This window comes from Streptomyces tanashiensis, assembly GCF_014648895.1.
GTDB lineage: Bacteria > Actinomycetota > Actinomycetes > Streptomycetales > Streptomycetaceae > Streptomyces > Streptomyces tanashiensis.
The window spans coordinates 1006020-1023320 of record NZ_BMRZ01000003.1 but is presented as its reverse complement, the minus strand read 5'-3'; the positions used below and the strand labels follow the sequence as shown (position 1 = coordinate 1023320).

The window sequence follows — 17301 nt, the reverse complement described above, 5'->3', positions numbered from 1 at the left end:
CCTCAGACGACAGCCTTCGGCCATGCGTTGGTATCTGACCGGTGTCGTCGTGTCCGGATTCGGCACGACGGCGATGTGGCTGGTGTCCGGAATCTGGGTCAAGTCCCTCACGGGCTCCGACAGTCTGGCGGCCCTGGCCGCCTTCGCCCTCTGGGCGCCCGTACTCCTCGGGCCGCTGCTCGGCACGCTCGCGGACCGGGTGCGGCGCAGGCCGCTGCTCGTCGTCCTGAACCTGGCGATGGCCGGCCTGCTGCCGGTCCTGCTGTGGGTGGAGTCGGCGGACCGGGTGTGGCTGCTCTACGCGGTCCTCGTGCTGTACGGGGCGCAGGGCGCCGTCCACGAGGCGGCGGAACAGGCCCTGGTGGCGACCGTGGTCGACGAGGGGCGGCGCGGCACGTTCAACGGGCTGCGGATGACGGCGAACGAGTCCATGAAACTGATCGCCCCGCTCGTCGCGGCCGGCCTCTTCGCGGCGTACGGCGGCGGGCCCGTCGCCCTCCTGGACGCGGCGAGCTTCGCCGTCGCGGCGGTCCTGTTCGCGCTGATGCCGGTCCGCGAGGCGCGTCCCGCCCGGCCGGAGTCCCGGAACTGGTGGCGGGAGACCGCCGAGGGCGTGCGGCTGCTGCGGGCCTCGCGGGTGCTGCGGCCGCTCGTGGCGACGGGCGCGTTCACCCTGCTGCTCGCCGGGGTGAACGGGGCCGCGATCTACGCCGTCGTGGACCGGGGGCTGGGGCACTCGCCCGCGTACGCCGGGGTCCTCTACGCGGTCCAGGGGATCGGCTCGGTCCTCGCGGGCCTGCTCACCGGCCCGCTGCTCCGCCGGATCCCGGAGCGGACCCTCGCCGCCGCCGGTCTCGCGCTGTTCGCGGTGGCGGTGGGGGTGCGGGGAGCGCTGCCGTACGAGGCGACGGCCCTGGCCGCGAGCGCGGTCATCGGCCTGGGCCTGCCGTGGGTCCTGGTCGCGGTGATGACGGCCGTCCAGCGGGAGGCCCCGGCGGAGGCGGTCGGCCGGGTGGCGGCGACCGCGAACACCCTGGTCATGGCCCCGAACGCGCTGGCCCTCGCACTCGGCGCGGGCCTGGTCGCCGTGACCGACACCCGCGTCCTGCTGCCGCTGCTCGGCCTGACGGGCGTCGCATGGGCGACATGGCTGGTGGCGCGGGGCGGGACGCCGCCCCGTGTGGGCGATCGTCCCGCTGGGCGATGGGGGTCCCCTCTGCTCGAGCGAAGCCGAGAGCTTGGGGGAGGGTGAGCACACGAGACGGCGCCTTCAGCGGCGCCTCCGCCCCCTGCGCCCTGACCCGCACCACGAGCGCGGCGCACGAAGGGGTGCGGGTCCAGGCGCGGGAGCCTCTGGCGCCGGCAAGGGCGCCGTCCCGTGTGCCCACCCGTCCCGCCCCAGCGGGACGATCGCCCACACGGCAGTGGGCGCGGGCCCACAACGGGCGCGGGGGCCCCTGGGCGGGGAGCATGGAGGGAGGCGCGGGCGGCGGCGGGAGGAGGGCAGTGTGACGGCCGGTTCCTTCCCTGGGACGGCGGGGCGGGTCGGTGTGCCCCTGGACGGCAAGGGGCTCCTCGACGTGCTCGGGGTCGCGGCCGTCGTCGTGGACGCCCGCGGCCGCATCGTGCTGTGGAGCCCGCAGGCGGAGAGCCTCTTCGGGTTCGGCGCCGACGAGGCCCTCGGGCAGTACGTGGCCCGGCTGATCGTGGGCGCGGACCACCGGGAGGAGGCGATGCGCCTCTTCGGCGAGGTGCTGAGCGGCGGCTCGTCCTGGGCGGGCACCTTCCCCGTACGGCACAAGGACGGCTCGGTGCGGCGGGTGGAGTTCCGCAACATGCGTCTCACCGACGACGTGGGCGACCTGTACGCCCTGGGGATCGCCGCCGACGCCACCGCCGTCGAGCGGGTCGAGACCGAGCTCGCGCTCTCCGACCGGCTGGTCTCCCAGTCCCCGATCGGCCTCGCCGTCCTGGACACCGAGCTGCGCTACGTCCTGGTGAACCCCGCCCTGGAACGGATCAACGGCGTCCCGGCCTCGGAGCACCTCGGACGGCGGATCGCGGACATGCTGCCGCAGGTCGACGCGGAGGCCCTGGAGGAGGCGCTGCGCGCGGTGCTGGCCACGGGGAGGCCCGTGCTCGACCACTCCACGATGGGCCGGACCCCCGCGGACCCGGACCACGAGCACACCTGGTCGCTCTCCTTCTACCGTCTGGAGGGGCCCGACGGCCGGGTCCAGGGCGTCGCGGCCTCGGTGATCGACGTGACCGAGCGGCACCGGGCGGACGCGGACGCCGACCGGTCCCGGCGGCGGCTCGCGCTCATCGCGGACGCCTCGGCCCGGGTGGGAACGACCCTGGAGGTGGAGCGGACCGCCGACGAGCTGGCCTCGGTGGTGGTGCCGGCGCTCGCGGACATCGCCGCCGTCGACGTCCTCGACTCGGTCCTCGCGCTGCGCAGGCCCGGCGCGCCCGAGGAGGGCCCCGAACTGTTCCGGGCGCTCGCGGTGAAGGCCGAGGGCCGCACGGAGGCGCTGCCGGCGGCGGACCCGCCCGGGGAGGTCGCGATGTACGGGGCGGACCGGCTCGTCACCCGGTGCGTGCACACGGGCCTGCCGGTCCTGGTGGAGCACGTGGGGCCCGGCGACCTGTCGCGGATCGCCAGGAACCCCGAAGCCGCGGAGCTCCTCGCGCGGGCCGGGGTCCACTCGTACCTGGCGGTGCCGCTGATCGCGCGCGGGGAGGTGCTGGGCGCGCTGGACCTCAAGCGGGACCGCAACGCGCTGCCCTTCGACGGGGACGACGTCCTGCTGGCGACGGAGCTGGCGGCCCGCGCGGCCGTCAGCATCGACAACGCCCGCTGGTACCAGAGCGTGCGGAACTCGGCGGTGACGCTCCAGCGCAGTCTGCTGCCGGGGGCGCCCCCGGAGCGGGCCGGTCTGGAGGTCGCCGCCCGCTACCAGCCGGCGCACGCGTCGAGCGAGGTCGGCGGCGACTGGTACGACGTGATCGCGCTGCCCGACGACAAGACGGCGCTCGTCGTCGGGGACGTGATGGGCAGCGGGATCGACGCGGCGGCGACGATGGGCCGGCTGCGGACGGCGACCTGCGCGTTCGCGGACCTGGATCTGTCCCCGGCGCAGGTCCTGCGGCATCTGGACCGGATCACGGCGGGTCTCGAGCACTACATCGCGACCTGTCTCTTCGCCGTGCACGACCCGCTGCGGCAGCGGTGCCGGATCGCGAACGCGGGCCACCTGCCGCCCGTCCGGGTCCCGGCGGACGGACCGGCCGAGCTGGTGCGGCTGTCCACGGGTGTGCCGCTGGGGGTCGGCGGCGCCACGTTCCGGACGACCCGGGTGCCGTTCCGGCCCGGGGATCTTCTGGTGCTGTACACCGACGGCCTGATCGAGACCCGCACCGATTCGATCGACGACCGGCTCGCCCTGCTCGTACGTCTCCTCGACGAGACGCGCGGGCCGCTGGAGGAGACCTGCGACCGGCTCCTGCGGGCGCTGCGCAGGCCGGGCGCGCCGGACGACGTGGCGCTCCTGATCGCCCGGAGCACGGGATGACGCACCGGGGCCGGAGCAAGGACGAGGGGCAGGGCAAGGGCAGCCGTGGCACCGGGCTGCGGAGCGTCGCCGGGCAGGTGTTCGCCCTGGAGGCGCTGATCGCGCTCCTGGTGATCGCGGCGGCCGTGTTCGTGACGCTCCACCAGGCGCGCAGCGACACCGAGCGGGACGCCCGGATCCGTTCGCTGGCGGTCGCGGAGGCCTTCGCCCACGCTCCCGGCGTCGACGACGCCCTTCTGTCGTCCGATCCGACCGCACAGCTGCAGGGCCGGGCGGAGGCGACCCGGAGGGCCACGAGCGTGGACTTCATCGCGGTCCTGAGCACGAGCGGGGTGCGGTACACCGACTCGGACCCGGCGCTGATCGGGCGGAAGGCGACCGGGGACCTCTCGCGGGCGACGGTGGACCGGCAGTCGTTCACGGAGCTCTTCCACGGCGCCCCGAACGACGCGGTGCGGGCCGTGGTCCCGGTCCTCGACGACCGTGGCCGGCTCGTCGGCATGGTCAGCAGCGGCATAGAGGTGGAGAGCATCTCGCACGCGGTGCAGGGGCGGCTGCCGCTGCTCATCGGCGCGGCGGGCGGCGCGCTCGCGGTGGCCGTGGGCGGCGCGGCGCTGGTGAGCCGGCGGCTGCGGCGGCAGACGCACGGGCTGGGGCCGGCGGAGATGACCCGGATGAAGGAGCACCACGAGGCGGTGCTGCACGCGGTGCGGGAGGGCGTCCTGATCGTGGACGCCGACCACCGGCTGCTGCTCGCCAACGACGAGGCGCGCCGGCTGCTGGGCCTCACGGCGGACGCGGAGCGGCGGCACGTCTCGGAGCTCGGCCTCGATCCCCGGACGGTCGAGCTCCTGGAGTCGGGGCGGTCGGCGACGGACGAGGTGCACCGGGCGGGCGACCGGCTGCTCGCGGTGAGCGTGCGGCCCACGCTGGCGCACGGCTCGGAGTCGGGGTGCGTGATGACGATGCGGGACACCACCGAGCTGGCGGTCGTGACCGGCCGGGCGGCGGTGGCCCGCAGCCGTCTGCAGCTGCTGTACGAGGCGGGGGTGCGGATCGGGACGACGCTGGAGGTCGTCCGGACGTCGGAGGAGCTGGCGGAGGTGGCGGTGCCCCGGTTCGCGGACTTCGCGACGGTGGAGCTGCTCGAACCGGTGCTGCGCGGGGAGGAGCCGCCCGGGTCCGCGGCGACGTCCACGGAGATGCGGCGGACGGCGCTGAGCGGGCTGCGTCCGGACCAGCCGCTCCAGCCGGTCGGGGACACCGTCCGTTTCGACGTCGCCAGCACGCCGATGGCGACGGCCCTGCACGCGGGGCACGCGGTGGTGCAGGCGGAGCTGGCCTCGGCGGAGGGCTGGCGGGCGCAGGATCCGGAGGGGGCGGCGCAGGCCCTCGCGTACGGGATGCACTCGCTGCTGACGGTGCCGCTGCTCGCGCGTGGGGTGGTCCTGGGGATGGCCAACTTCTGGCGGGCTGACACCCCGGAGCCCTTCGGGGAGGAGGACCTGTCGTTCGCGGAGGAGCTGGCGGCGCGGGCGGCGGTCGCGATCGACAACGCGCGCCGGTTCACCCGGGAGCACGCGATGGCGGTGACGCTCCAGCGGAGCCTGCTGCCGCGGGTGCTGCCCGACCAGAGCGCGGTGGAGGTGGCGTACCGCTACCTCCCGGCGAAGGCCGGGGTGGGCGGCGACTGGTTCGACGTGATCCCGCTGCCGGGGGCGCGGGTGGCGCTCGTGGTGGGGGACGTGGTGGGGCACGGGCTGCACGCGGCGGCGACCATGGGGCGGCTGCGGACGGCGGTGCACAACTTCTCGACCCTGGACGTGCCGCCGGACGAACTGCTCGGTCATCTCGACGAGCTGACGGGCCGGATCGACGACCGGGAGTCGGAGGGGCCGGACGGCGAGGTGCGGCGGCGGGACGAGGGCATCACCGGAGCGACCTGTCTGTACGCGATCTACGACCCGGCGTCCGGGCTGTGCACGGTGGCGAGCGCGGGGCATCCCGGTCCGGCGCTGGTGGGTCCCGACGGGCGGGTCGAGTTCCCCGAGCTGGCTCCGGGGCTGCCGCTGGGGCTCGGCCTGGGCGACGTGCCGTTCGAGTCGACGGAGCTGCGGCTGCCGGAGGGCAGCAAGCTGGTCCTCTACACCGACGGGCTCCTGGAGGACCACGGGCGGGACCTGGACACGGGGCTGGGTCTGCTGCGGTCGACGCTCGCCCGGCCGGACCGGAGTCCGGAGCAGACCTGTGCGGACGTGCTCGCGACGCTCCTCTCGCCGACGCCTCGCGACGACATCGCGCTGCTCGTGGCGCAGACCCGGCTCCTCGACCGGGACCGGATCGCCGAGTGGGAGGTGCCCCGGGACCCGTCGGCGGTGTCGCCGGTACGGAACGCGGCGGCGGCGAAGCTGTCGGAGTGGGGGCTCGACGGGCTCGCGTTCACGGCGGAGCTGATCCTCAGCGAGCTGATCACGAACGCGGTGCGGTACGGGGCGGATCCGGTGCGCGTGCGGCTCCTCCACGACCGGACGCTGATCTGCGAGGTCTCGGACGGCAGCAGCACCTCGCCGCACCTGCGGCACGCGGCGACGACGGACGAGGGCGGGCGCGGGCTCTATCTGGTCGCCCAGTACGCGGAGCGCTGGGGCACGCGGTACGCCCGGCGCGGCAAGACGATCTGGGCGGAGCTGCGGGTGGGCGCGAACGGCGACGAGCCGGTGGCGATGGCCGTACCGGACCTGGACGCGCTGGAGGACCTGGCGTGGTGAGCGGCGCGGTCCGCACGCGGACCACCGTGTCCGGTACCACGCCCCCACGGAGGGACCACATGGTATACCAAATGGAGGCCCTGTTCCCCGCCCCTCCGAGGAGACCCCCGTGACCCCGCCTCCCCGCACCGCCACCCTGTTCCACGACGTACGGCCCTTCGGCGGGCCGGCCCGTGACCTGGTCGCCGTGGACGGACTCCTCGTGGCGGAGGTCCCCCCGGGCGCCGTCGTCGAGCGGGTCGACGGGGGCGGCCGGCTGGCGCTGCCGACCCTGGTCGACGCGCACATCCACCCCGACAAGACCTCCTGGGGCGAGCCCTGGCACAGCCGCCGGCCCGCGCACGGCATCGCCGAGTACGTCGCCGGTGACGTGGAGCTGGCCCGCGCCCTGCCGACCCCGGTGGCCGAGCGGGCCCTGCGGCTGATGTCGCACGCCGCCGCCCAGGGCACCCGGGCGATGCGCGCCCACGCGGACGTGGCCCCGGCCTACGGGCTCTCCGGGATCGAGGGGGTCGCCGAGGCGGCCCGGAAGCTCGCGGGGATCGTCGACGTGGAGCTGGTCGCCTTCCCGCAGCACGGGGTGGTCCGGACGCCGGGCGTGACCGAGCTCCTGGCGGAGGCCGCCGCGAGCGGGCTCGTCACGCACATCGGCGGCATCGACCCGGCGGGCTTCGACGCGGACGGCGACGGCGACCAGCTCGGTACGGTCTTCGCGCTGGCCGAGGAGCACGGGCTCGGGCTCGACATCCACCTCCACGACCGGGGCGAGCAGGGCCTCGCGCCGCTGCGCGACATCGCCGCCCGCACCCGGGCCCTCGGCCTCCGGGGCAGGGTGAGCGTGGCGCACGCCTTCGCGGTCGCCGGGCTGTCCGGCACGGAGCTCGACGAGACGGCGGACCTGCTCGCGGAGGCCGGGATCGCGCTCACCACGGTCGCGCTGTCCGCGACGACGATCCTGCCGTTCCGGCGGCTCGCCGAGCGCGGGGTGCGGGTCGGCCTCGGCTCGGACGGGGTGCGGGACAGCTGGAGCCCGTTCGGCGACGCGGACATGCTGCACCGGGCCTGGCTCGCCGCCTGGGCCCTGGACGCACGGCTCGACGAGGAGCTGGAGGGCTGCTTCCGGCTCGCCGCCGACGGGGGCGCGGAGCTGCTCGGCCTGCCGAAGGCGGACCTGCGTCCGGGCTCCCCCGCCGACTTCATGCTGGTCGACGGGGAGTGCGTGCCGCAGGTGGTGGTGGATCTGCCCCGTCGTGACCTCGTGGTCCGCGCGGGACGGGTGGTGGCGCGGGACGGCCGCCTGGTGTGACGTCCGCGGGGCGGGGGCCGGCCCCCGCCCCGGCGGGGTCTCAGTCCCGCTCCACGTCCACCGTCGTGAGCGAGGCGTACCGCTCGGGGTCCGTGCGCCGGATGCGGCGGGCCACGAGCAGACCGGCCGCCAGGACCACGGGCAGCGGCACCAGGAGGGCCGTGTTGACGGCGCCGGTGCGGCCGGTGAGCAGGTCGAAGTGGACCACGGCCAGCACGGTGAGCAGGGCGAGCCCGGCGCAGGAGATCAGCGGTGCCCAGACGACGCGGGCGGCCGAGAGGCCCATCCGGTCGCGCCGGAAGTAGGACCAGACGGCGAGCGCGGCGAGGGCCTGCATGCCCATGATGCCGAGGACGCCGACGCTGTTCGTCCAGAGGAAGACCTCGCCGTACGGGTCGGCGGCGAGGAGCGCCCCGACGGCGACGACGGCCAGGTTGAAGCCGGTCTGGGCGACGACGGCGCCGCCGGGCGAGCCGTGCTTCCCGGAGACCGCGCCGAGCCGGCGGGGCAGCAGGCCCTCGCGGCCGAGGGCGTACAGGTAGCGGGCTCCGGCGTTGTGGAAGGCCAGTGTGGCGGCGAAGGCGCTGACGACGATGAGCCCGTGCATGGCGTCCGCCAGCCAGGGTCCCGCGTACAGCTCGGCGGCCCGGAAGGTGAGTTCGGGTCCGTCGGCCGCGCGGGCCAGCTCCACGGCCTCGTCGGTGCCGAAGGCTCCCATGATCAGCCAGCAGCCGAGGGAGTAGAAGACGGCGAGGAAGCCGATCGCGATGAAGGTGGCCCGCGGCACGGTCCGGCGCGGTTCGCGCACCTCCTCGGCGAAGATCGCGGTGGCCTCGAAGCCGGTGAAGGCGCCGATGACCAGGACGAACATGCCCGCGACGCCGCCGGCGGCGAGCGTGGAGGGGGCGAAGGACGCGGTGTCGAGGGCGGCGGTGCCGCGTTCGCCGAGGATGCCGCCGTCCATGACGACCAGTGAGAGGACCTCCAGGACCAGGGCGATGCCGAGGACCTTGGCGCTGAGCGTGACCTTCAGCCAGCCGAGCACGCCGACGGCGAGGACGCAGAGCCCGGAGAGCGGCCACCACGGCACGTCGGCGCCGGTGGCGTCGTGGATCGATCCGGCGGCGAAGTAGCCGAAGGCGGCGGCGACTCCGGGGGTGACGAGGTTGTAGGAGACGACGGCGACGTAGGCGGTGCCGACGCCGAGGGTGCGGCCGAGGCCGCGGGCGACGTACGCGTAGAAGGCCCCGGCATTGCGGACGTGCAGGCTCATCGCGGTGAACCCGGCGGCGAAGAGGGCGAGCAGGGCGCCGGAGACGAGATAGGCGAGCGGGGCTCCGGGGCCGCCGATGCCGATGGCGAAGGGGGCGACGCCGGCGAGGACGGTGAGCGGCGCGGCGGCGGCCACGACGAAGAAGACGAGGTCGAAGGTGCCGATCCGGCCGGTGGCGAGCTTCCCCGCCGCTTCCGGGGCCTCCGGGGCCGTACGGGGGGTGGTGTCGGTGGTCACGCGGCTCCTCCGGCGGACGGGACGGACGCCGGCGGGACGAGCACGGGGTGGGTGTCGTCGGCGGAGGGGCCGACGACCTTTCCGGCGTGCAGCACGAGCAGCCTGCGGGGGTGGGCGGCGACGGCCTCGGGGACGGAACCGGCGGCGACCGCGACGAGGTCGGCGCGGCTGCCGGGGGCGATGCCGTAGTCGGTGAGGCCGAGCGCGGCGGCGGCCTCGCCGGTGACGAGGGAGGCGGCGGCGGACAGTTCGGGGTCCGTCATGAGCCCGGTCCTGAGGCCGATGATCGTGGCGCGTTCGAGCATGTCGGCGGTGCCGTAGGGCCACCAGGTGTCGCGGATGTTGTCGGAGCCCGCGAAGACCCGGACGCCGTGCTCGCGCAGCCGGAGGACGGGCGGCACGGGTCCGCTCGGGCCGTTGGTCATGATCGCGACCCCGGCGGCGGCGAGCGCGGTGCAGGTGCGGTCGAGTTCGGCGTCGTCGACGTCGCCGAGGGCGTAGGCGTGGCTGACGGCGACCCTGCCGCCGAGGCCGAGGGCGGCGGTGCGGGCGGCGATGTCCCGCAGCTGGGCGGTGCCGGTCTCGCCGCCGTCGTGGAGGTGCAGGTCGATGCCCTTGCCGTGGCGTTCGGCGAGGCCGAAGACGGTGTCGAGCTGGCCGGCGGCGTCGCCGTCGAAGCCCACCGGGTCGAGGCCGCCGACGAGGTCGGCGCCGTCGGCCAGGGCGGCGTCGAGGAGCTCGGCGACGCCGGGTGCGGTGACGACCCCGGACTGCGGGAAGGCGACGAGCTGGATGCCGAGCCGGTCCCGGAACGTCTCGCGGACGTCGAGGAGGGCGTGCAGGTGGTCGAGGCCGGTGTCGGGGTCGACGTCGACGTGGGAGCGGACGTGTCCGGTGCCGAGGGAGACCATCCGGCGGGCGAGGGCGGCGGCCCGCTCGGCGACGGGCACCTCCTCGGTGCGGCGGGAGGCGCGCTCGGCGGCGATCTGCTCGCGCAGGCCGGCGGTGGTCCGGTGCGGGCGCCAGGGGGCGCCGAGGAGGGTCTTGTCGAGGTGGGCGTGGCCGTCGACGAGGGCGGGCAGCAGGAGCGCGCCGCCGAGGTGGAGCGCGCCGGGCGGGGTGGGGCGGTCCGGGAGGTGCGCCTCGACGGCGCTCACGCGGCCGTCCCGGAGGTGCACGTCGGCGGTGCGGCCGTCGGGGAGGGTGGCCCCGAGGAGGGCGCTGGGACCGGGCGGGGCGGAGGCCTCGCTCATGGTGTCTCCTTCGCGAAGTACGGACGAGTCGCAGGGGCGCGCGCCGTGATCCCCCTGGTGACCGCGGTGCGGCGCAAAGGTAACTGGTATACCGAATACCAGGCAATGGCTTGAGGACCCTCACTTCGGGAGCCCCGGGAACCGGTCCGGGCGGATCGGGAACCGGTCCGCGAGGACTCCCGGGCCGGTCTGCGAAGATCGGGGAAGCACCCCCTCCTCCCCTCCCGACTGGAGCCCTCCCGATGACCACCCCCCGCCCCACCGGCCGCAGCACCGCCATCGGGGACACCCATCCGTCCCTGCGGGAGCGGGTGTACGTGGAGCTGCGCGAGCGGATCATCGAGGGCGACTACCCCTCGGGGCTGCGCCTCGTGGAGCGGGAGATCGCCGACGAGCTGCGGGTCTCCCGGGTGCCCGTGCGCGAGGCGATGCAGCGCCTGGAGTCGGAGGGCTTCCTCTCGGTGCAGCCGCGCCGGGGATCGGTGGTGGCGGAGTTCGGACCGGAGGACGCCGCGTACCTCTTCGACGTACGGGAGAACCTGGAGGGCCTGGCCGCGCGCCTCGCCGCCCGGCACGCGAGCCCCGAGCGGCTGCGGGACCTGGAGCGGCTCCTGGCGCGGGCGAGGAAGGCGGCGGAGACCGGGCGGCTCCGGGAGGCCGTCTCGCTCAACGCCGACTTCCACCGCCGGATCGTCGAACTCTCCGGGAACCCGCTCCTGGTGGACCTGATGGCCCCGCTCGACTCCCGGCTGCGCCGTCTCTTCCGGCTCACCTCGGCCCAGTCGGACGGCGAGCCGATGTGCGGGGCGCACGAGCGGCTCTTCGAGGCGGTCCGCGACCGTGACGAGGACGGCGCGGAGGCCCTGGCCCGCGCCCATGTCGCCGACACCCGCGCCTCGACCCTCCGACTGCTGGCGGCGCTGCCGGACACCCCCTAGGGTGCCTGGATGTCACCCAGGCCTCCGCACGGCGGATATCGGACGGGCGGCCTGTGGGCCGCGGCGGGGATCGCCTTCGGCGTGGTGGTGATCGGCTCGGGGGCGGCGCTGCTGAGCATGCTCGAGTACGACGAGCGGTGCGCGCAGGGCCTGGTCCAGGGGCCGGGAGGGCTGCTGCGGACGCGGTACCAGGCCTTTCCCCCGGCCACGGTCTGCGTGTTCGAGCGGGGCGAGGTCTCGTCGCTCGACGACTGGGGCGTCCTCGGCCCGCTGCTCCGGCTCGCCCTGGCGGTCCTGGTCGTCTGCCTGTTCGCGGCGCTGGTCGCGGAGTGGTTCGAACCGCGCCCGGGCGGCCCCTGGGTGAGGCCGATGTCCCGGGCCGAGAAGCTGAGCCGGACGGGGACGGCCTTCTTCGTGACCGGTTCCGCCTTCCTGACGCTGTACGCCCTGGCGGGCTGGAAGCTGCTCGCCGGTCCGTCGTCGGCCTGCTCCAGAGGAGGCGACTGGGGCTCGCACGCGCCCAGGACGCTGGAGTACTCCTTCCTTCCGCCGCAGGCCACCTGCCAGTTCACGAGCGGTCTGACGTCCCGGCTCAATCCCGACTGGGCGGCCGCCCTGACGGCGCAGGCGGCCGTCCCCGCGCTCGTCGCGGGGATCGGCTTCGCGCTCGCGTGGCGGCGCCGCCGCGAGGAGCGGCGGGGAGCCTACGGGGGAGCCGGCGTCGCGACGGCGGCTCCCCGGGACGCCCTCTAGACCGGCTTCGACAGCGCCGTCCGGACGGCGTCCAGGTCGGCGTCCGAGGCCAGTCCCGCGTGGTAGAGGCGCAGTTCGGTCGCGCCCGCCTCGCGCGCGTGCCGGGCGTCCCGGGCCAGCCGCCCGGGGTCGCCGCCCATGCCGGCGACGATCGGGAGGTTGGCGGCGAGGACGGTCCCCGGGCGGGCGTGCTCCGCGAAGGCGGCGAGTTTCGGCGGGCGGGCGACGACGCCGTCCGCGAGGCCCAGGACGTGCGCCGGGTCCGTGCCGGCGTCGGCGCCGCAGTGGTACGGGTCGGGGTCGGCGTGCAGCAGGACGCGGAAGCCGGGCGGGGCGGCGGCGCGCACGGCGGCGACGGCGGCCTCCTGGAAGCCGCGGGCGGTCCGCGTGCGCCAGGCGAGGGCGGGGGCCTCCAGGGCGCCGAGCCCGCCGGCCGGTCCCGTGCCGGTCCACACGGGCTCCAGGGCGGTGCGCACGGCGGCGGCCAGCTCGTCGGGGTCGGCGCCCTCGGTCCCGTACCCCGCACGGCAGGAGGGACAGAAGCAGAGCGACATCAGGAGCTGCTCGCGCTCCCCGAGGGCGATGCCCGCGGTCTTGTCGTGGGCGTGCAGGTGCGCGAGGCCGTACCAGCCGCAGGACTCCAGTTCCGTGCCGGCCGCGCCGGGCCGGACGGCGGCCTCGGCGGCGAGGTCGACGAGGAGGGCGCGGACGTCGGGGCGGGCGACACAGGGGGCCCACGGATAGCGGTCGCCATGGGCGTTGACGACGGAGGTCTCGGGATGTTCGGCGCCGAGGCGGGAGTTGTGCGCGAGGACGACCCAGCTGTGCACCTCCAGGCCGGCGGCGGCGAGGGCCTCGGCGGCCCGTCCGTAGGCGTCGCCGCGGGCCCAGTCCCCCGCCGGGTAGGGGCGGAGCGCGCGGCCGGCCCAGCGGCCGGGGTCCGTCGGGTGGAGCACGGCGGCGTGCTCGGCGGTGACGATCCGGTGGGCCGGGTGGCGGGGGGTGAGCGCCCGGGTGGAGTGGTAGGCGGCGGCGAGGGTGATCTGTGCGAGGCCGAGGCCGGCGAGGAGCCCGGGGGCGGCGGGGTCGCCGTCGACGTCCCAGGGGTAGAGGAAGGCTCCGGCTCTCAGGCCGTTCTCGCTCCGGCTCACGCTCCGCTCTCCTTGAGGAGGGCGCGGCCGCGCTCGACGAGCAGCATGAGGGCGTCGACGTGCTCGGGGGCGGGCTCGCTCAGCGGCGGCCGCACCTCGCCCACGTCCGTACCGCCCCTGCGGACCGCCGCCTTGACGAGCGAGACGGCGTATCCGCGGCCCTGGGCGCGGAGTTCGACGAGCGGCCGGTAGAAGCCGTCGACGAGCAGGTTCACGGTGGCGTCGTCACCGGTGGTGAGGGCGCGGTGGTAGGCGAGGGCGAGGTCGGGGGCGAAGCAGAAGACGGCGGAGGAGTAGAGGGTGACGCCGATGCCCCGGTAGGCGGCGCCGGTGAGTTCGGCGGTCGGCAGGCCGTTGAAGTAGAGGAGGTCGAGCCCCTCGGCACGGACGGCGCTGACGATCCGCTGCATGAGGCCGAGGTCGCCCAGGCCGTCCTTGAGGCCGATGACGCCGTCGGTGCGGGCGAGGGCGACGGCGGTGTCGGGGGTGAGGACCGCGTTGTCCCGCTGGTAGACGATGACGTCGAGCGAGGTGGCGGCGGCGAGTTCGGTGTAGTGGCGGAGCAGTCCGGCCTGGTCGGCGACGACGAGGTAGGGGGGCATGGCGAGGAGTCCGTCGGCGCCGGCCTCCTCGGCGAGGCGCGCGTACCGGATCGCGAGCGCGGTGCCGTAGCCGGTGCCGGCGACGACGGGGACGCGGCCGGCGGTCTCCTCGACGGCGGCGGCGACGCAGTCCCGGAACTCCTCGGGGGTGAGGGCGTGGAACTCGCCGGTGCCGCAGCAGGCGAACACGGCCGCGGCGCCGGCGTCGACGCCGGCGCGGACGTGGGCGCGGAAGGCGCCGAGGTCGACGGAGCCGTCGGGCGCGAAGGCGGTGACGGGGAAGAACAGCAGGCCGTCGAGCCGGCCGGCGAGCGGGGCGGTGGTCACGGGTGCTCCCAGGGAAGTCCGTCGTGCACAGTTATGACTGTCATCCATATGCATGAACGCTGACCTCACGCACGCTAGAGCAGCCCCGATCGGCCGGTCAAGGCGATGGGCCGCCTCCGTCAAGGATCTTGACGCTCCGTCGGACGCGTCCCTAGCGTGTCCACGGTTGTGAATCCCACTCATGTGGATGCCGTTCGACGGAGGAGACCCGCTCCATGTCCGCACCCCGCACCCTCCTGCTCACCGGCGCCGCCGGGGGCGTCGGCACGCTGATGCGGGAGCTGCTGCCCCCGTACGGCTACGAGCTCCGCCTGCTGGACGTCGCCCCCGTCCCCGGGGCTCCGGACGCGATCGTCGCCGACCTCGCGGACCGCGCCGCACTGCGCGAGGCGGTCCGGGGCGTGGACGCGGTCGTGCACCTGGCGGGCATCTCCCTGGAGGCCGACTTCGAGAAGATCATGGCCGCCAACATCGCCGGCACCCAGTACCTCTACGAGGCCGCCCGCGAGGAGGGCGTCCGGCGCGTCGTCCTCGCCTCCAGCAACCACGCCGTCGGCTTCACCCGGCGCCCGCGCGAGGGCGAGCCGCCGATCCCGGTCGACACCCCGCACCGGCCCGACACCTTCTACGGCCTCTCCAAGTGCTTCGGCGAGGACCTGGCCCAGCTCTACTGGGACCTGCACGGGGTCGAGACGGTCTCCCTCCGCATCGGCTCCTGCTTCCCGGAGCCCACCTCGGTACGGATGCTCTCGATCTGGCTCAGCCCCGCCGACTGCGCCCGCCTCCTGCACGCCTCCCTCACCGCCGAGGACGTGGCCCACACGGTCGTGTACGGCTCCTCCGCGAACACGCGCGCGTGGTGGGACCTCTCCACGGCCCGGGCGCTCGGCTACGCGCCGGAGGACGACTCGGAGGTCTACGCGGAGAAGCTCATCGCCGAGAAGGGCCTCCCGGCGGAGGGCAGCCCCGACGACCTCTACCTGGGCGGCCACTTCTGCGTGGACCCGCCCCGCTGGCCCCACTGAACGGGCCCCCCGCCGGCACCGGGCCGGCGGACCGCAGCGACGAAGGAGACACCCCGTGACCCGTCCACTCGCCCTCGTCACCGGCGTCGGCCGCACCGTCGGCATCGGCGCGGGCATCACCCGGCGCCTCGCGGAGTCGGGCTGGGACATCGCGTTCACCTGCTGGACCCCCTACGACCTGCGCATGGAGTGGGGTGTCGAGCAGGGAGCGGCCGCCGCGATCCGGGGCGACCTCGCCGAGCGGGGCGCGACCGCCCTGGCCGTCGAGGCGGACCTCGCCGATCCGGAGGCTCCCGGGCGCGTCTTCGACGCGGTCGAGGAGCGGTACGGCCGCCCGGTCACGGCTCTCGTCCTGTGTCACTGCGAGTCCGTCGACTCGGGCCTGCTCGACACCACGCTCGACAGCTTCGACCGGCACTTCGCCGTCAACACGCGCGCGTCCTGGCTGCTGATCCGGGAGTTCGGCCGCCGCTTCACCGGCGCTCCCGGCACCGGCCGCATCGTCGCCCTGACCAGCGACCACACCGTGGGGAACCTCCCGTACGGGGCGAGCAAGGGCGCGCTCGACCGCATCACCCTGGCCGCGGCGCGGGAGCTCGCGCATCTCGGGGTCACCGCGAACGCCGTCAACCCGGGCCCGGTGGACACCGGCTGGATGACGGCGGAGCTCCGGGAGGAGATGGTCCGGCAGACCCCGCTCGGCCGCCTCGGCACCCCTCGGGACACCGCGCACCTGGTGGACTTCCTCTGCTCCCCCGAGGGCCAGTGGGTCAACGGGCAGCTGCTGATGAGCAACGGAGGACTGGCGTGAGAGCGGCGCGGCCGGACCGCCGCCGAGAGACCCCGGAGTGACGCTCTCGGTGTCGGCGGCGGGAGGTACGCAGGACCCGGCCGGACTGATACGGGGGAGCCGGCCGGGGCCCGGGTCACGGCGCGCCTCGGCGCGCCCGACCAGCTCACCGTAGGCCCGGTCGAAGATCATCGCGAGCCGCGGAACGCGGCACCTGTCCGGATTGCGCGATGAGTCGGAGCACGGAAGCGCACGCCCGGCCACCGGCGCGCCCCCTGCCGCCTCAGCGGCCCGACCGGAGCGTCCAGGACGGCGACTCGCCGAACCTCTCCCGGTAGCGGGCCGCGAACCGCCCCTGGTGGGCGAAGCCCCAGCGCCAGGCCACCTCGCTCACGCTCACCTCGTCCGGCGCGGCGGCCCGCAGCTCCTCGCGGACCCGGTCGAGCCGGACCTCCCGCACGTACGCCATCGGCGACATCCCCACGTACTCCCGGAAGGACTCCTGGAGGCGGCGCACGCTCACCCGGGCCAGGGCGGCGAGCTCGGTGGTCGTGAACGGGTGCTCGGGGCGCTCCCGCACCGCGTCCATCGCCCGCTTGACCGGGGCCGGGCGCCGCGCCTCCCCCGGATGGGCGAGCGCCTCCCGCCAGGGGTGCTCGGCGGCCAGGAGCAGCCCGTTGAGCAGCGCCTCCTGCAGGGGCCTGGCGACCAGCTCGTGCGTGGCGAGCCCCTCCCCGGCGAGCGCCTCGGCGGCGACCTGGCGGGCGAAGCGCACCCAGCTCAGGCCGGGGCCCCGCGTGATGTCCAGGTGCGGGGCGAAGGTGAGCGGGCCGCGTGGCGCCCGGCCCATGAGCTGTTCGAGGCGGTCCCGCAGTTCGGCCGCCCCGACCTTCACGGACAGGGTCCGGCAGTCCCCGCTCCAGCGGTCGAGGAAGGTGTCCCCGGCCGGGTCGAGCAGCAGCGCCTCGCCGGGCGTCGCGACGATCCGGGAGCCGCCGCCCTGACGCATCTCCATCGTCCCGCTCAGCGGAGCGTTCAGGTGGTACGCGCCGAGCTCGCCGAAGCTCATCCGGACATCGGTGCCGCAGCTGAGGTCCCCGATGACCAGCGGCCCGAGCGCCACGGTGTCGAAGCGGGCCGCGAAGGGGCGCCGCTCCCGGTCGACGACGGCCATGCGGTTCGCGTAGTAGCGCGCGTCGAGCTCCTCGCGCGCCTCGTCCACGTCACCCGTCCGGAACGAGTTCCCGCCCACAGCCCCCGCGCCACCCGCGACCCCCACAGCTCCCATGGACCGAAAGAATAT

13 protein-coding genes are annotated in these 17301 nt (G+C 75.4%); 8 read left to right on the top strand and 5 right to left on the bottom strand.

The genetic code is table 11. From position 1 onward, the window contains the following. Window positions 1-22: 22 nt before the first annotated feature. From IE237_RS15240 to IE237_RS15225, 4 genes are all read left to right on the top strand, one after another. The gene (locus tag IE237_RS15240) at window positions 23-1252 is read left to right on the top strand and encodes an MFS transporter (RefSeq protein WP_189802441.1); all 1230 of its coding nucleotides are present in this window, start codon (window positions 23-25) and stop codon (window positions 1250-1252) included. A gap of 256 nt (window positions 1253-1508) precedes the next feature. Next, entirely contained in the window at window positions 1509-3575 is a 2067-nt protein-coding gene (locus IE237_RS15235; protein ID WP_189802440.1) for a SpoIIE family protein phosphatase, read from the top strand. After that, entirely contained in the window at window positions 3572-6343 is a 2772-nt protein-coding gene (locus IE237_RS15230; RefSeq protein WP_189802439.1) for a SpoIIE family protein phosphatase, read from the top strand. The genes IE237_RS15235 and IE237_RS15230 overlap by 4 nt, the downstream gene beginning before the upstream one ends. A gap of 64 nt (window positions 6344-6407) precedes the next feature. After that, window positions 6408-7649: an amidohydrolase gene (locus IE237_RS15225; RefSeq protein ID WP_189802593.1), complete on the top strand. Its 1242-nt coding sequence runs from the start codon at window positions 6408-6410 to the stop codon at window positions 7647-7649. A gap of 40 nt (window positions 7650-7689) precedes the next feature. On the opposite strand, the gene IE237_RS15220 is transcribed toward IE237_RS15225, so the two are convergent. Both IE237_RS15220 and IE237_RS15215 read right to left on the bottom strand, forming a co-directional pair. After that, window positions 7690-9159, bottom strand: a complete 1470-nt coding sequence (locus IE237_RS15220) for an APC family permease (protein ID WP_189802438.1) — start codon at window positions 9157-9159, stop codon at window positions 7690-7692. After that, window positions 9156-10412 (bottom strand): amidohydrolase family protein, encoded by a 1257-nt coding sequence (locus tag IE237_RS15215; RefSeq protein WP_189802437.1) that lies wholly within the window; start codon window positions 10410-10412, stop codon window positions 9156-9158. The genes IE237_RS15220 and IE237_RS15215 overlap by 4 nt, the downstream gene beginning before the upstream one ends. A 242-nt stretch (window positions 10413-10654) precedes the next feature. Here IE237_RS15215 and IE237_RS15210 point away from each other — a divergent pair, with 242 nt between their 5' ends. Together IE237_RS15210 and IE237_RS15205 are read left to right on the top strand one after the other, a co-directional pair. Then, window positions 10655-11350 (top strand): GntR family transcriptional regulator, encoded by a 696-nt coding sequence (locus IE237_RS15210; RefSeq protein ID WP_189802436.1) that lies wholly within the window; start codon window positions 10655-10657, stop codon window positions 11348-11350. A gap of 9 nt (window positions 11351-11359) precedes the next feature. Further along, window positions 11360-12103, top strand: coding sequence for a hypothetical protein (locus tag IE237_RS15205; RefSeq protein WP_189802435.1), 744 nt, complete (start codon window positions 11360-11362; stop codon window positions 12101-12103). Here IE237_RS15205 and IE237_RS15200 read toward each other — a convergent pair. Both IE237_RS15200 and IE237_RS15195 read right to left on the bottom strand, forming a co-directional pair. Beyond that, window positions 12100-13233 carry a hypothetical protein gene (locus tag IE237_RS15200; RefSeq protein ID WP_189802592.1) on the bottom strand — a complete coding sequence of 378 codons (1134 nt, stop codon included), beginning with the start codon at window positions 13231-13233 and terminating at the stop codon, window positions 12100-12102. The two genes, IE237_RS15205 and IE237_RS15200, sit on opposite strands and share 4 nt — an antisense overlap. A gap of 17 nt (window positions 13234-13250) precedes the next feature. Further along, window positions 13251-14183 carry a 5-dehydro-4-deoxyglucarate dehydratase gene (locus IE237_RS15195; protein WP_189802434.1) on the bottom strand — a complete coding sequence of 311 codons (933 nt, stop codon included), beginning with the start codon at window positions 14181-14183 and terminating at the stop codon, window positions 13251-13253. A 215-nt stretch (window positions 14184-14398) separates the two neighbouring features. On the opposite strand from IE237_RS15195, the gene IE237_RS15190 reads away from it, so the two are divergent. Together IE237_RS15190 and IE237_RS15185 are read left to right on the top strand one after the other, a co-directional pair. After that, complete coding sequence (locus IE237_RS15190) at window positions 14399-15208, top strand: NAD-dependent epimerase/dehydratase family protein (protein WP_189802433.1); 810 nt, start codon at window positions 14399-14401, stop codon at window positions 15206-15208. 55 nt (window positions 15209-15263) lie between these two features. Further along, on the top strand, window positions 15264-16019 hold the full coding sequence (locus IE237_RS15185) for an SDR family oxidoreductase (RefSeq protein WP_189802432.1): 756 nt from the start codon (window positions 15264-15266) through the stop codon (window positions 16017-16019). Between the two features lie 262 nt (window positions 16020-16281). On the opposite strand, the gene IE237_RS15180 is transcribed toward IE237_RS15185, so the two are convergent. Further along, complete coding sequence (locus IE237_RS15180; protein ID WP_229842684.1) at window positions 16282-17286, bottom strand: AraC family transcriptional regulator; 1005 nt, start codon at window positions 17284-17286, stop codon at window positions 16282-16284. Window positions 17287-17301: the final 15 nt, after the last annotated feature.